Here is a 14,379-nt window from a genome sequence, read left to right on the forward strand (position 1 = left end):
CCGGCCCTGAAACGCTCAAACGTACGGTTCCGCTCACCGGGGGCCTCCTCTACGCCCTGTATACGGCCGGTTTCCCACGTTTACCCGGCCGTCCCCCCGACCCGCTACGCGACCTTCCGTGCCGCGTACTCGGCGATCTCCACCATCGGCGGACGTTCCTCGGTGTCCACGGAGTAGGTACGCGGCTCGAAACCGTCCTCGCCCCGTTCGAACTGGGTCAGCGACGGCCGGACCAGATGCCCGCGGGCCAGCCGCAGCTGGGCCGTGCGGTAGATCGCGGCCGACATCCGGCCGAGCGCCTGCCCGTCCTGGTGCCGGTGCTTGCGCACCCCCACGTCCACCTGGGCCAGCGCGTCCAGACCCACCAGATGCAGTGCGTCGACCAGCATGCCCAGCTCGACGCCGTATCCGACGGGGAACGGGAGCTGTTCCAGCAGGCTGCGGCGGGCCGCGTACTCGCCGCCCAGCGGCTGCACGAATCCGGCCAGCTGCGGCCAGTGCATGTTCAGCAGCGGGCGGGCCATCAGCTCGGTGACCCGTCCGCCCTGTCCGGCGGCGGCGCCGAGCGGGCGGTCGTACATCGCCTTGACCAGGTCGACCCCGGGGTCGGTGAGCAGCGGGCCGACGATGCCGGAGACGAAGTCGGAGGAGAACTCCTTCAGGTCGGCGTCGATGAAACAGACGATGTCCCCGGTCGTGACGAGCAGCGAGCGCCACAGGACCTCGCCCTTGCCGGGCACGGCCGGGACGCGGGGGAGGATCTCGTCGCGGTGCACCACCCGCGCCCCGGCCGCGGCGGCCACCTCGGAGGTACGGTCGGTGGATCCGGAGTCGACGACCACGATCTCGTCGACCAGCGGAACCTGGTGCATGAGGTCGTGACGGATGACGGCCACGATGTCGCCGACCGTCTCCTCCTCGTTGAGCGCGGGCAGCACGACGGAGACCGACTGGCCGGTGCGTTGTTTGGCAGCGAGAATCTGATGCAGCGGGCGATCGGTGACGGACCAGGAGCGGGTGCTCAGCCAGCGCTCGACTTCTTCCAGCACGTAGGCGGCTCCTCACGTGTGTCTCGCGGTTCGGACGACTATCTCAACTGTCCTGGCCTTCGGTTACAGTCTTGAGCAACGTCGGTGACCATCGCATGTCCGAGGTCATTGAACTGACAACCGAATACCGCTCATCCAGAGGGGCAGAGGGATACGGCCCGATGAAGCCCCGGCAACCCTCCAGCCGGTCTTTCCACGTCGTTGTGGTGAGGCTCCCGGCTAGGGAAGGTGCCAAATCCGTCTCACGGCGAGATGCGTCGTGAGGAAGATGAGGAGAAAGGGCCTCGCCTCACATGGCTGTGCAGACTGTTGCAAGCAGCACCGACTCCACCGTAGACCTCGGTCCCGCCGCGGCGCTCTCCTGTCGCGAGTGCGGTCACCGGGTACCCCTCGGCCCGGTCTTCGCGTGCCAGGAGTGTTTCGGCCCGCTGGAGATCGCCTACGACTTCTCGGCCTACGACACCGAGGAGCTCCGTAAGCGGATCGAAGCGGGACCCGCGAACATCTGGCGTTACGCGCCCCTGCTGCCCGTCCCCGCCGACGTGGCGACCAAGCCGAACATCAACCCCGGCTGGACCAAGCTCGTCCAGGCCGACAACCTCGCGCGTGAGCTGGGCGTCGACACCGGCAAGCTGTTCATCAAGGACGACTCCGGCAACCCGACGCACTCCTTCAAGGACCGGGTGGTCGCCCAGGCCCTGGAGGCGGCGCGGGCCTTCGGCTTCACCACGCTGTCCTGCTCGTCCACCGGCAACCTGGCGGGTGCGGTCGGCGCCGCGGCCGCCCGCGCCGGCTTCCGCTCCTGTGTGTTCATCCCGCACGACCTGGAGCAGGGCAAGGTCGTCATGGCCGCGGTGTACGGCGGCGAGCTCGTCGGCATCGAGGGCAACTACGACGATGTGAACCGTTTCTGCTCCGAGCTGATCGGCGACCCGGCCGGCGAGGGCTGGGGCTTCGTCAACGTCAACCTGCGGCCGTACTACGCCGAGGGCTCCAAGACCCTGGCGTACGAGATCTGCGAGCAGCTCGGCTGGCAGATCCCGGACCAGCTGGTCGTCCCGATCGCGTCCGGCTCGCAGCTCACGAAGATCGACAAGGGTCTGCAGGAGCTGATCAAGCTCGGGCTCGTCGAGGACAAGCCGTACAAGATCTTCGGTGCGCAGGCCGAGGGCTGCTCGCCGGTGTCGACCGCCTTCAAGGCCGGCCACGACGTGGTCCGCCCGCAGAAGCCGAACACCATCGCCAAGTCGCTGGCGATCGGCAACCCGGCCGACGGCCCGTATGTCCTGGACATCGCGCGGCGTACGGGTGGTTCGGTGGAGGACGTCAACGACGAGCAGGTCGTCGACGCCATCAAGATCCTGGCCCGCACCGAGGGCATCTTCGCCGAGACGGCGGGTGGCGTGACGGTGGGCGTGGCGAAGAAGCTCATCGAGAACGGCGTGCTCGACCCCGCCAAGACCACCGTCGTCCTGAACACCGGCGACGGCCTCAAGACCCTCGACGCGGTGGCCGGCACCGGCCTCACCGCCACGATTCGTCCCAACCTGGACTCGTTCCGCGAGGCCGGCCTCGCGTAGCTGTTCTTCGTCTGCGGGCCGGTGGGGGCTGGTCGCGCCCACGCGGCGGTAGCCGCACATTGAACACAGCCCCGCGCCCCTGAGGGCGACTAGCTGACCGGAGGTCACAAAGTGAGCGTTACTGTCCGCATCCCCACCATCCTGCGCACCTACACCGGCGGGCAGGCCGAGGTCGCCGCCGAGGGCGCCACCCTCGCCGATGTCATCTCCGACCTGGAGAAGAACCACACCGGGATCGCCGCCCGGGTGCTCGACGACCAGGGCAAGCTGCGCCGGTTCGTCAATGTGTACGTCAATGACGATGACGTCCGCTTCGAGCAGGGGCTTGAGACGGCGACGCCGGACGGTGCCGGTGTCTCCATCATTCCGGCTGTCGCAGGTGGCTGAGCTGGACAGAATGACCGATCATTACCATCGGTAACAGCGGTCACCGAGAGTTCACTGAATTGCCCCCTCCGTGAGAGAAGCGGAGGGGGCAATTCTGTGTGGTTGAGCGAGGTACAGTTGGGGAACGCGTCGCCGATCCACGGGTCGGTAACCCTTGATTGGCCTTTGATTTCTGCCGCGAGCCCGACAAGAAGTAGCCAAAGTGTGCGGGTTTTTTGCGGCTTTTGTTCCCTTTGCCGGGCCCGACTTGACCTGAAGTCAGGGGAATTGTCCCCACATTCCCGACCGGTCGTGCCCGGATTTCTCGTCCGATTGACCTGTTGCAGACGGCAGTTGGGCAGATACATTCAGCCGCGGTCGACGCGTTCCGGCGCACGCCCCCGACCGATGGGGGGTGAGGTCTGACCCGGATCCGCGAAGTGTGGATCTGTGCAAGGGCCAGTAATAGGGGAGTTAGGCATGGCTCAGGGCACCGTCAAGTGGTTCAACGCGGAGAAGGGGTACGGCTTCATCGCGGTCGACGGTGGTGCGGATGTTTTCGTCCACTACAGCGCGATCCAGATGGACGGGTACCGCACCCTGGAAGAGGGCCAGCGAGTCGATTTCGAGATCTCGCAGGGTCAGAAGGGGCCGCAGGCGGACATGGTCCGGCTGGCGACCAGCTGAAGCACGCGTCGACTTAAAGCAGCGACGTTCTTCTTCGAAGGGCCCGCACCTCCCGGGGTGCGGGCCCTTCGCCGTGCCCCGGTAGGGCGATCCCCGAGACCCCCCGGAGGGCCCGATCCCCGAGACCCCCCCAGGGGGGCCGATCGCCGAGAGCTGCTTGCACTCTCATGGGTCGAGTGCTAATCATTGGCGTTAGCACTCTGAAGGTGAGAGTGACAACGAAGGACCGGGTCGGTGAGGCCCGCAGGCCGGGTGGGGCAGAGAACCACAGGGCATGCGAGCCGTCCGTCGCGGGCGCGGGCGCGGTCCGAAGGAATCACCCCCAGTCCTGGAGGGACCACTTCACATGGCCAAGATCATCGCGTTCGACGAGGAGGCGCGGCGCGGCCTTGAGCGCGGTATGAACCAGCTCGCCGACGCCGTCAAGGTCACCCTCGGCCCCAAGGGCCGCAACGTCGTCCTTGAGAAGAAGTGGGGCGCTCCCACGATCACCAACGATGGTGTGTCCATCGCCAAGGAGATCGAGCTGGAGGACCCGTACGAGAAGATCGGCGCCGAGCTGGTCAAGGAAGTCGCCAAGAAGACGGACGACGTCGCCGGTGACGGTACGACCACCGCGACCGTGCTCGCCCAGGCCCTGGTCAAGGAGGGCCTGCGCAACGTAGCCGCCGGCGCCAACCCGATGGCCCTCAAGCGCGGTATCGAGCGCGCCGTCGAGGCCGTCTCCGCCGCCCTGCTGGAGCAGGCGAAGGACGTCGAGACCAAGGAGCAGATCGCCTCCACGGCCTCCATCTCCGCCGCCGACACCCAGATCGGCGAGCTCATCGCCGAGGCCATGGACAAGGTCGGCAAGGAAGGCGTCATCACCGTCGAGGAGTCCCAGACCTTCGGTCTGGAGCTGGAGCTCACCGAGGGTATGCGCTTCGACAAGGGCTACATCTCGGCGTACTTCGCCACCGACATGGAGCGGATGGAGGCGTCGCTCGACGACCCGTACATCCTGATCGCCAACTCCAAGATCGGCTCCGTCAAGGACCTGCTCCCGCTCCTGGAGAAGGTCATGCAGTCGGGCAAGCCGCTGCTGATCATCGCCGAGGACGTCGAGGGCGAGGCCCTGTCGACCCTGGTCGTCAACAAGATCCGCGGCACCTTCAAGTCCGTCGCCGTCAAGGCCCCGGGCTTCGGTGACCGCCGCAAGGCCATGCTCGGCGACATCGCCATCCTCACGGGCGGCGAGGTCATCTCCGAGGAGGTCGGCCTCAAGCTGGAGAACGCGACCCTGGACCTCCTGGGCCGCGCCCGCAAGGTCGTCATCACCAAGGACGAGACCACCATCGTCGACGGTGCCGGTTCCTCGGACCAGGTCAACGGCCGTGTGAACCAGATCCGCGCCGAGATCGAGAACAGCGACTCGGACTACGACCGCGAGAAGCTGCAGGAGCGCCTGGCGAAGCTCGCCGGCGGTGTCGCGGTCATCAAGGCCGGTGCCGCCACCGAGGTGGAGCTCAAGGAGCGCAAGCACCGCATCGAGGACGCCGTGCGCAACGCCAAGGCGGCCGTCGAGGAGGGCATCGTCGCCGGTGGTGGCGTGGCCCTGCTGCAGGCCTCCGGTGTCTTCGAGAAGCTGGAGCTGGAGGGTGACGAGGCGACCGGCGCTGCCGCCGTCAAGCTCGCCCTTGAGGCCCCGCTGAAGCAGATCGCCGTGAACGCCGGTCTTGAGGGCGGCGTCGTGGTGGAGAAGGTCCGCAACCTCACCCCGGGTCACGGTCTGAACGCCGCGACCGGTGAGTACGTCGACCTGGTCGCCGAGGGCATCATCGACCCGGCGAAGGTGACGCGTTCCGCGCTGCAGAACGCCGCGTCGATCGCCGCGCTGTTCCTTACCACCGAGGCCGTCATCGCCGACAAGCCGGAGAAGGCCGCCGCGCCCGCCGGTGGCGGTATGCCGGGCGGTGACATGGACTTCTGATCGACCCAGGGGCTTCGGCTCCGGTTGATCAACGTCCTTGCCGAGGGCGGCATCTCCTGTTGCGACATTCGCGACGGAGGTGCCGCCCTCGGGCGTTTCGGTCGGTCGAGTGAGGGGTCGAGTCATGGGTCGAGTGAGGGGAGCGGACTGAATGGGCCACGACGGGGCCATGCGGGAGGAGCCGGCCGAGCACCTCCGGTTCGCGGCTTACCTGCACGAGCTGGAGCAGGTCTCCGACGCGGCCGAGGCCGATCTTGTCAGCGCGGTCCTCACCGATCCCGACCTGACGATGGCCCGGTCCGCCGTACTGCGGCACCTGGACCGCCGGGCCATGGACCTCCACCTCGGTCCGGCCTACGAACAATGGGCCGAGTCGATGGCCCGGACCACGCTCCACCATCCGTTGCTGGGCCGCCGCCTGCGTGAATGGACCCTCTTCCGCGCGATCGAGCTCGGGCAGTCCTGGCGCCCCGACGCCCTGCTCGCAGCGTCCGACTGGCTCCAGCGCAAGGCGGCCGCGGCGTCGAACGCCGACGCCGTCGAGCTCCTCGCCGAGCACGGCCGTACCAAACGGATTCGCAACACTGCCAGGGCCGGTCTCCAGCACGGGCGGCAGCACTGAACCAGGTGCTGGTGTGGCCGGGGTCACAGCCGGGCCGGGCGTTGTGCGGAATGTGCCGCAGGGCATAGGTGCTTGCTTAAGTGGGTGCAACAATGCGTGCGCACATACCTGCCGGTTTGCAGAGCTGCCGGTCCTGCCGAGCCACTTCCAAGGAGCCCTCCCCGTGACCGTCACCGAGTCCGCCGCCTCCCGTGCGGCCCAGATTCTGTCCCGGCCCACCACGATCAACGGCCTCACCGTCGCGAACCGCATCGCGATGGCGCCGATGACCCGCATGTTCTCGCCGGGCGGCGTGCCCGGGGACGACGTGGTGTCGTACTACTCCCGGCGGGCCGCGGCCGGTGTCGGGCTGGTCGTCACCGAGGGGACCTACGTCGGCCACGACTCGGCCGGGCAGAGCGGCCGTGTCCCCCGCTTCCACGGCGAGGAGCAGCTGGCCGGGTGGGCGAAGGTCGCCGACGCGGTGCATGCCGCGGGCGGCGCGATCGTGCCGCAGCTGTGGCACATCGGCATGGTGCGTGAGCAGGGGCAGCCGCCGTTCGCCGACGCCCCCGCCGTCGGCCCCTCCGGGCTGCGCATCGGTGCCGACGAGCCGACCGGCAAGGCGATGACCCAGCGCGACCTGGACGACGTCATCGGCGCCTTCGCCGAGGCCGCCGCGGACGCCGAGCGCATCGGCTTCGACGGCGTGGAGATACACGGCGCCCACGGCTACCTCGTGGACCAGTTCCTGTGGGAGGGGACCAACCGCCGCACGGACGCCTACGGCGGTGACCCCGTCGCCCGTACCCGGTTCGGCGCGGAGATCGTGGCCGCCGTACGCGAGCGGGTCTCGGCCGAGTTCCCGGTCATCTTCCGCTACTCGCAGTGGAAGCAGGAGGCCTATGACGCCCGTCTCGCCGAGACCCCCGAGGAGCTGGAGGCCATCCTGACCCCGCTCGCCGCGGCCGGCGTCGACGCCTTCCACGCCTCCACCCGCCGCTACTGGATCCCGGAGTTCGACGGCTCCGACCTCAATCTGGCCGGCTGGACGAAGAAGCTCACCGGCAAGCCCACCATCACCGTCGGCTCGGTCGGCCTGGACGGCGACTTCATCAAGGCCTTCGCCGGCCAGGGCTCCGAGGTCAAGGGCATCGACGACCTGCTGGACCGCCTGGAGCGCGACGAGTTCGACATGGTGGCCATCGGCCGCGCCCTGCTCCAGGACCCGGAGTGGGCGGCGAAGGTCCTCGGCGACCGCCTCGACGAGCTCAAGCCGTACGACGCAGCCTCGCTCAAGACCCTGAGCTGAGCCGCCCGGACCCCCTTGTGGGGCAGGGCAGTTGGGGGTGGCGGTACCGACATGACCGTCACCTCCTCGGCCACCCGTGCCGCGCAGATCCTCTCCCGCCCCTTCGAACTGAACGGGCTCACGATCCCCAACCGGATCGTGATGGCGCCGATGACCCGAAAGTTCTGCCCCGGCGGTGTGCCCGGCGAGGACGTGGTGTCGTACTACGCCCGCCGGGCCGCGGCCGGGGTGGGGCTGATCGTCACCGAGGGGGTGTACGTCGACCACGCGTCGGCCGGGGAGTTCGACCGCATCCCCCGTCTGCACGGCGCGGAGCGGCAGGCGGGCTGGGCCGAGGTCGTCCGGGCCGTGCACGCGGCGGGCGGCACGATCATGCCGCAGCTCTGGCACATCGGCATGATCCGCGACCAGCCGGAAGGGGCCTACGCCGGGGCCCCGAACATCGGCCCCTGTGGCCTGCGCATCGACGGCACCGAGGGCACGGGCAAGGCGATGACCCGGCGCGACCTGGACGACGTGGTCGCGGCGTTCGCCCGGGCCGCGGCCGAGGCGGAGCGGCTCGGCTTCGACGGCGTGGAGATCCACGGCGCCCACGGCTATCTGATCGACCAGTTCCTGTGGGCGGGCACCAACCGCCGCGCGGACGCGTACGGCGGTGACCTCGTCGCCCGTACGAGGTTCGCGGCGGAGATCGTGGCGGCCGTACGGGAGTCCGTCTCACCCTCCTTCCCGGTCGTCTTCCGTTTCTCGCAGTGGAAGCTGTGGGCGTGGGAGGCACGGCTCGCCGAGACGCCGGCCGAACTGGAGGCCCTCCTCGCGCCGCTGGTGGACGCGGGGGTGGACGCCTTCCACGCCTCCACCCGCCGGCACTGGATCCCGGAGTTCGAGGGCTCGGACCTCAACCTGGCCGGCTGGACGAAGAGACTCACCGGCAAGCCCACCATCACCGTCGGCTCGGTCGGCCTGGACGGCGACTTCCTCGCCGCCTTCGTGGGCGAGGGCGCCCCGCTCCAGGACCTCGGCCACCTCCTGGACCGCCTGGAGTCCGGCGAGTACGACCTGGTGGCCGTCGGCCGCGCCCTGCTCCAGGACCCGCAGTGGGCGGCGAAGGTGCTGGCGGGCCGGTTCGGGGAGCTGGCGGCGTACGACGCGGAGTCGCTGAAGACGCTGAGCTGAGAGGCGGCGATCCGCTGCGGGCCGGTGGGGCTGGTGGGGGCCGGTGGGGGTCTGTGGGGCCATCCCGATACCCGGCTCGCTTGAGTCAGTCAATCAACTGACTTAAGGTTGCCTTGGTCAATTACATGCCCCTCATGTTCGTACGCCCACGGAGGCCCCGCCATGTCCCACCCCGCTGCCCCTCCCGCCGAGGCCGGCGGCGGCGCCCCGCCGCGGTCGAACGCCGTGGTGGCGGTGCTGGCCTTCGCCGGGATCGTCGTCTCGCTGATGCAGACCCTGGTCATCCCGATCGTCCCGGAGCTGCCGAAGCTGCTGGACGCCCCGGCCTCCGACACCGCCTGGGCGGTCACGGCGACGCTGCTCGCCGCGGCCGTCGCGACGCCCGTGATGGGCCGGCTCGGCGACATGTACGGCAAGCGGCGGCTGCTGCTGGTCAGCGTCGTCCTGCTGGTGACGGGCTCCGTCGTCTGCGCGCTGAGCGACGCGCTGGTCCCGATGATCGTCGGACGGGCGCTGCAGGGCCTGGCCTCGGGCGTCATCCCCCTCGGCATCAGCATCATGCGGGACGAACTCCCCGCCGAGCGCCTCGGCTCCGCCACCGCCCTGATGAGCGCCTCCCTCGGCATCGGCGGCGCGCTCGGGCTGCCCGCCGCCGCGCTGATCGCGGACAACTTCGACTGGCACGTCCTGTTCTGGACGTCGGCGGGCCTCGGTGTCGTGGCGCTGGGGTGCGTGCTGCTGTTCGTGCCCGAGTCGAAGGTGCGTACGGGTGGCCGTTTCGACCTGGTCGGCGGGGCGGGCATGGCGGCCGGGCTGGTGTGTCTGCTGCTCGGGATCAGCAAGGGTGCCGACTGGGGCTGGACCAGCGGCACGACACTCGGTCTGTTCGTGGCCGCCGTGGTCATCCTGCCGGCCTGGGGCTGGTGGGAGCTGCGCACCGAGCAGCCGCTGGTCGACCTCCGTACGACCGCCCGCCGTCAGGTGCTGGTCACCAACCTGGCCTCGATCGCGGTGGGCTTCGCCATGTTCGCGATGAGCCTGGTCATCCCGCAGCTCCTCCAGCTCCCGACCCAGACGGGCTATGGCCTCGGCAAGTCGATGCTGGTCGCGGGCCTGTGCATGGCGCCGTCCGGCCTGGTCATGATGGCGACGGCCCCGGTGTCGGCGGCCATCTCCCGGGCCAAGGGCCCGAAGGTCACGCTGATGATCGGCGTCCTGATCGTGGCCGCGGGCTACGGCCTCAACATCGTCCTGATGTCCGAGGTCTGGCACTTCATCCTGGTCGCCTGCGTCATCGGCGCCGGTGTCGGCTTCGGCTACGGCTCGATGCCCGCGCTCATCATGGGCGCCGTGCCCGCGTCGGAGACGGCCGCCGCGAACAGCCTCAACACGCTGATGCGTTCTCTCGGTACGTCCACCGCGAGCGCCGTCGCGGGCGTGATCCTCGCCCAGATGACGACGAACCTCGGCGGCTACGCCCTCCCGTCCGAGAACGCCTTCAAGGTGGTCCTGGCGGTGGGCGCCGGGGCGGCGCTGCTGGCCTTCGTGGTGGCGTCGTTCATCCCGCGGCAGGGGACGGCGGTCGCCGGGGAGCCTGCGACGGCGGAGAAGTCGGCCGAACCGGCGAGGGCGTCGGCCAAGTAGCGGCCCCGGCCACGGCTTCTCGCCCTCCCGGCTACAGGTTGCCCAGCGGCTCGATGTCGACCTTCACCGGCGTACCCCACACGCGCAGCACCTCGTAGTCGGTGAACTCGTGCACCAGCCGGTAGGCCATGGCAGGGCGCGGGCCGCGGCGCTGGGCGGCGAGGTAGAGCTCGGCCTCCTGGCGGTCGCGGCGCGGGGTGCCGCAGAGCTGCCACTCCTGGCCGTTCCACAGCTCCGGCAGCCAGCGCTGCTGGGGCTGGGGGCGGTCGCCTCGGACCCCGTAGCGGGAAGGGGCGGTCTCGGTGGGCCGGTGGTGGTCCGGGCCGGGCCCACCGCCGTACTCGGCCCGCCGGGCGGCCCGGCGTCGCGTCTCGCACAGCAGACACCGGTCGGGCGCGCTCTCGTCGACGGGCCCGTTCGGGTGCTCGGCACAGCGCGTCGTGGGCGCGGCCGCGCTCACGCTCTCCTCCAGCAGATCGAGAGCGCGGCGCACATCGGCCTTGACCTCGTGCAGCCGCGCGTCCGGCGTGTCGGCGGTGAGGGCCTCGCCGTGCTCCCCGAGGAGGCGGAGGGCACGGCCGAGGGCGGTCAGCTGGGCGTGGTTCATGGGTATCAGTCTGCGTAGTCCTTGAGCTTCTCGGTAGCCAGGGTGATGTTCACGGGGGAGGGGATCTCGACCGTGGCGCCCCACGGGTAGGAGGGGGACTGCAGGTAGTGGCCGTCCTTGGGCTCGCTGTGGACCGTGATGGTGTTGTTGTCGCGGTCGATGAGTAGGTAGACGGGGATGTCGGCTTCGGCGTAGCCGGTTGGCTTGTCGATGCGGTCGCGTTGGCTGGTGTCGCGGTCGTGGGAGGTGATCTCTACGGCCATGAGGGCGCCGTCGGTTTCAGACCAGTTGCCGTGCCCCCTGAAGTGACCCACGGGCGCGAGAAAGCCGTCTGTGATGGCGCGGCCCTTGCGATATGCCTCGGCCTTGACGCCTCGCTCCGGCATGAGATTCAGCTCGGGGCGCTGCTGCATGCACTGGCGGAGCAGCCACATGAAGATCTCGCCGTGGTTGCCGTCAGGCATGGCCTTGACCTCTACTTTTCCGTTGATGTACTCAAGCCGGACGGTTTCGGGAGCCGCTTCGGCCAGCTCCTCGAATTCGTCGACATCAAGCGGGCCGTGCCGGATGCAGAGCCTCCCGCCGAGGAACTCCAGCCGGTTTTGCAGCTCCCTCGGAGCCCTGCGGACGAGTTCCTCGAAGTCCTCGACGGACATCTGCGGGCGTTCAGCGGTATCTGGGGTCATGGCGTCGCCTCCTTCCCCCCATCGTGCCCCGAGGTGATGCCGTCGGACCGTGGGCGCTGTCATGCGGGTGTCCTCTCGTGTCGTCGTAGGGACATTCCGGCACGGATCTCCGCCGCGTAGGCCCGGATTGCAGAGGTGTGCAGGGGGGCGTTGCCGTGATCGGGGGCGCGTTCGCCTCGGCACGCGCCGCAGAGGCCGCCCGGCAGCGCCTCCGGGCGGCCGGGGACTCCGCACTTCGCGCACTCCAGGATGCGGAGGGGTGGGCGTGGGGCGGTTCTCTCCGGCGGGAGTTTGGTGGTGAGGCGGTTGCGGATCAGGGCCGCCGGGTGGTGGACCGGGGTGGGGAGGCCGGTCGTCAGGGCGCGGAACACGTCCGCGTCGGTGGCGCCTCGGGCGAACCAGTCGGTGACCAGAGGCGCGAGGCGCGCGCATTCGGCCTCCGAGAGTGACAGTGCCGGGGTCTCGCGGCCCAGGGCGGCGAGCAGGATGTGCGCGCGGGAGCGGGTCGGGCGGGGGTGGTCCGGGGGCTCCTGCGGTACGTCGCCCCGGGTGAACGTCGCCCACCAGTCGTCGTCGCGCGCGGTACGGGTGAACCACGATCGGGTGATCCATCGCGAGCTGCCCTCGCCGGTGATCCGTTCCCGTCCTCGGCGTAAGTGCCCTGCCCGCTGGAGGTTGTTGAGGGCCGTGCGGAGGGCGCACTGTCCGTACGGGAGCTGCTTGGCCAGCGTTTTTACGGAGATGTCGGCGCCGTCGGGGAGACGGTCGACGTAGGCGGCGATGGCGGCTTCGCGGGGTGGGAGGGCGGCGAAGTCGTGGTTCGTGCGGGGGTGTTGATCGGGCGCTGACCGTTTCCCGTAGCCCGGATTGGCCATGGGGTGTGGGGAGGCGTGCGCGGGCAGGGGGGCAGCACTAGAATTGGCAGCAGCCATGGGATCGAACTTCCTCTTCGATCTCGTAGGTCAAGCCCCCGCAGGTGTTGGTAGCACCTGACGGGGGCTGTTCGTTATTCGGGCACGCTAGACGATCGTCACCGTGCGTGGCAAGCCGAACGCGTCACGTCAACTCGCGGGGTGGGAGGGTGGGTTGAGGCCCTCCAACCATTCCTTGAAAAGAGGGCTCGGGGCTGGACGCTTGAGCTTCGGGGCAGGGGCGGCCAGGTCGGATCTTGGCGTTGAGGTCAGCCCATGCTCTTCGAGCCGTCGAGGGACTCGCGGATGATGTCGGCGTGGCCGGCGTGCTGGGCCGTCTCGGCGATGACGTGCAGCAGGACCCTGCGGGCGGACATCTTGGCGCCGGGCTCGTTCCACGGGGCCTTGGGCAGGGGGTGGGACACGTTGAGGTCGGGCAGGGTGGTGACCAACTCGTCGGTTCGGGCGGCCGTTTCGGCGTAGTCGGCCAGTACGCCTTCCAGCGTCTCGCCCGGCAGCATCCGGAACTCGTCGGCCCGCTTGGCGAAGTCGGCCTCGGTCATGGCGGTGAAGTCGGGCATCGCCGACGGGCCGTGCTGGATGAAGGCCGCCCAGTGCCGTTCCACCGACGCGACGTGCTTGATCAGGCCGCCGATACACAGCTCGCTGACGGTGGTCCGCTGTCCCGCCTGCTCGTCGGTGAGGTCGCGGGCGGTGAAGCGCAGGAAGTGGCGGTGCTTGGCGAGGGCTTCGAGCAGGTCGGCGCGCTCGCCGGTGGCGGTGGCGGCGTCCTGTGCGGTGGTGTGCGTGGTGTCCTGCATGATGCGGCCCTCCGAGGTTCCTGGTCCGATGCTGATGCCGATGCCTGCTGCGATTCCTGTCGCATCGGCCGAGGCCTACGTTAAGAGCCGTTTAGGTCAGATCGTGTCCTCAATCGGACTCCGCTCACGGAATCTTCGTCCGGCTCAGGCGGTCGTACTGCTCCTGACCAAGTCGGACGGCCTCGGCGCCCACGTTCTCCTCCAGGTGCGCGATGTTCGCCGTCCCCGGGATCGGGAGGATCACCGGGGAGTGGGCGAGGAGCCAGGCGAGGGCGATCTGGGTCGGTGTGGCGTCGAGTTCCTTGGCCACGGCGGCGATCTCCGCCGACATCGCCCCGGAATTCCCCCACGCCACGGGCCGCCACGGCAGGAACGCGATGCCCGCCGCCTCGCAGGCCTTCAGTACGGGTTCGTGCTCGCGGTCGAGCAGGTTGTAGCGGTTCTGGACGCTCGCGATGTCGACGACGGCACGCGCTGCGGAGAGTTCGGCGACCGACACCTCCGACAGCCCGATCCGGCCCACCTTGCCCTCGTCGCGCAGCTCACGAAGCGCCCCGAGCTGGTCGGGAAGGGGGACGCCCGGGTCGAGGCGGTGCAGCTGGAGCAGCTCGATACGGTCCAGGCGCAGTCGGCGCAGGGCCTCGTCGACCTGCGCGCGCAGATCGTCCGGCGCGCCCGCGTGCCGCCAGCCCTCGCCGGAGGAGGTCCGGCGGAAGCCGACCTTCGTGGCGATCACCAGGCCCTCCGGGTAGGGGTGCAGGGCCTCGGCCACGAGATCCTCGTTCGCTCCCCAGCCGTACATGTGCGCCGTGTCGACCAGTGTCACGCCCAGTTCGACGGCGCGCCGGGCCACCGCGAGACAGGCCGCGCGGGCCTCGGCGGAATCCGGCAGCAGATGCATCGCCCCGAACCCGAGCCGTCGTACTTCCAGATCGCCGCCGATACGAAACGTGCCCGATGCCGTCATACG

General features: G+C 69.4%; 14 protein-coding genes and 1 riboswitch. Of the genes, 8 read left to right on the forward strand and 6 right to left on the reverse strand.

Annotation, left to right across the window (positions count from 1 at the left end; all coding sequences use genetic code 11):
* Nucleotides 1-104 precede the first annotated feature (104 nt).
* Nucleotides 105-1,049, reverse strand: a complete 945-nt coding sequence (locus ACFWYS_RS26810; RefSeq protein ID WP_384773922.1) for a glucosyl-3-phosphoglycerate synthase — start codon at nt 1,047-1,049, stop codon at nt 105-107.
* A 128-nt stretch (nt 1,050-1,177) separates the two neighbouring features.
* Nucleotides 1,178-1,324, forward strand: a riboswitch (SAM riboswitch).
* A gap of 18 nt (nt 1,325-1,342) precedes the next feature.
* Here ACFWYS_RS26810 and thrC point away from each other — a divergent pair.
* The 8 genes from thrC (at nt 1,343) to ACFWYS_RS26850 (ending at nt 10,384) form a co-directional block, all read left to right on the forward strand.
* Complete coding sequence (thrC, locus tag ACFWYS_RS26815) at nt 1,343-2,629, forward strand: threonine synthase (protein WP_384773925.1); 1,287 nt, start codon at nt 1,343-1,345, stop codon at nt 2,627-2,629.
* Between the two features lie 111 nt (nt 2,630-2,740).
* Nucleotides 2,741-3,016, forward strand: coding sequence for a ubiquitin-like small modifier protein 1 (locus ACFWYS_RS26820; RefSeq protein ID WP_384773927.1), 276 nt, complete (start codon nt 2,741-2,743; stop codon nt 3,014-3,016).
* Between the two features lie 459 nt (nt 3,017-3,475).
* Nucleotides 3,476-3,682: a cold-shock protein gene (locus tag ACFWYS_RS26825; RefSeq protein WP_019057200.1), complete on the forward strand. Its 207-nt coding sequence runs from the start codon at nt 3,476-3,478 to the stop codon at nt 3,680-3,682.
* 346 nt (nt 3,683-4,028) lie between these two features.
* Entirely contained in the window at nt 4,029-5,651 is a 1,623-nt protein-coding gene (gene groL / locus ACFWYS_RS26830; RefSeq protein ID WP_384773930.1) for a chaperonin GroEL, read from the forward strand.
* A gap of 151 nt (nt 5,652-5,802) precedes the next feature.
* Nucleotides 5,803-6,273: a hypothetical protein gene (locus ACFWYS_RS26835; RefSeq protein WP_384773933.1), complete on the forward strand. Its 471-nt coding sequence runs from the start codon at nt 5,803-5,805 to the stop codon at nt 6,271-6,273.
* 163 nt (nt 6,274-6,436) lie between these two features.
* A complete protein-coding gene (locus ACFWYS_RS26840) occupies nt 6,437-7,564 on the forward strand; it encodes an NADH:flavin oxidoreductase (protein ID WP_384773935.1) in 1,128 nt (375 codons plus the stop codon).
* A 51-nt stretch (nt 7,565-7,615) separates the two neighbouring features.
* Nucleotides 7,616-8,740 carry an NADH:flavin oxidoreductase gene (locus tag ACFWYS_RS26845; protein ID WP_384773937.1) on the forward strand — a complete coding sequence of 375 codons (1,125 nt, stop codon included), beginning with the start codon at nt 7,616-7,618 and terminating at the stop codon, nt 8,738-8,740.
* 162 nt (nt 8,741-8,902) lie between these two features.
* Nucleotides 8,903-10,384, forward strand: a complete 1,482-nt coding sequence (locus ACFWYS_RS26850; protein ID WP_384773940.1) for an MFS transporter — start codon at nt 8,903-8,905, stop codon at nt 10,382-10,384.
* Nucleotides 10,385-10,415: 31 nt separating this feature from the next.
* On the opposite strand, the gene ACFWYS_RS26855 is transcribed toward ACFWYS_RS26850, so the two are convergent.
* From ACFWYS_RS26855 to ACFWYS_RS26875, 5 genes are all read right to left on the reverse strand, one after another.
* Nucleotides 10,416-10,991, reverse strand: coding sequence for a hypothetical protein (locus ACFWYS_RS26855; protein ID WP_384773942.1), 576 nt, complete (start codon nt 10,989-10,991; stop codon nt 10,416-10,418).
* Between the two features lie 5 nt (nt 10,992-10,996).
* On the reverse strand, nt 10,997-11,677 hold the full coding sequence (locus ACFWYS_RS26860; protein WP_384773945.1) for a Uma2 family endonuclease: 681 nt from the start codon (nt 11,675-11,677) through the stop codon (nt 10,997-10,999).
* A 59-nt stretch (nt 11,678-11,736) separates the two neighbouring features.
* A complete protein-coding gene (locus tag ACFWYS_RS26865; RefSeq protein WP_384773947.1) occupies nt 11,737-12,609 on the reverse strand; it encodes a hypothetical protein in 873 nt (290 codons plus the stop codon).
* 248 nt (nt 12,610-12,857) lie between these two features.
* Entirely contained in the window at nt 12,858-13,409 is a 552-nt protein-coding gene (locus ACFWYS_RS26870; RefSeq protein WP_384773950.1) for a DinB family protein, read from the reverse strand.
* Between the two features lie 124 nt (nt 13,410-13,533).
* Nucleotides 13,534-14,376 (reverse strand): aldo/keto reductase, encoded by an 843-nt coding sequence (locus ACFWYS_RS26875; protein ID WP_384773952.1) that lies wholly within the window; start codon nt 14,374-14,376, stop codon nt 13,534-13,536.
* Nucleotides 14,377-14,379: the final 3 nt, after the last annotated feature.

Origin of the sequence: Streptomyces sp. NPDC059010, assembly GCF_042740355.1 — a bacterium.
Classification (GTDB): Bacteria; Actinomycetota; Actinomycetes; order Streptomycetales; family Streptomycetaceae; genus Streptomyces.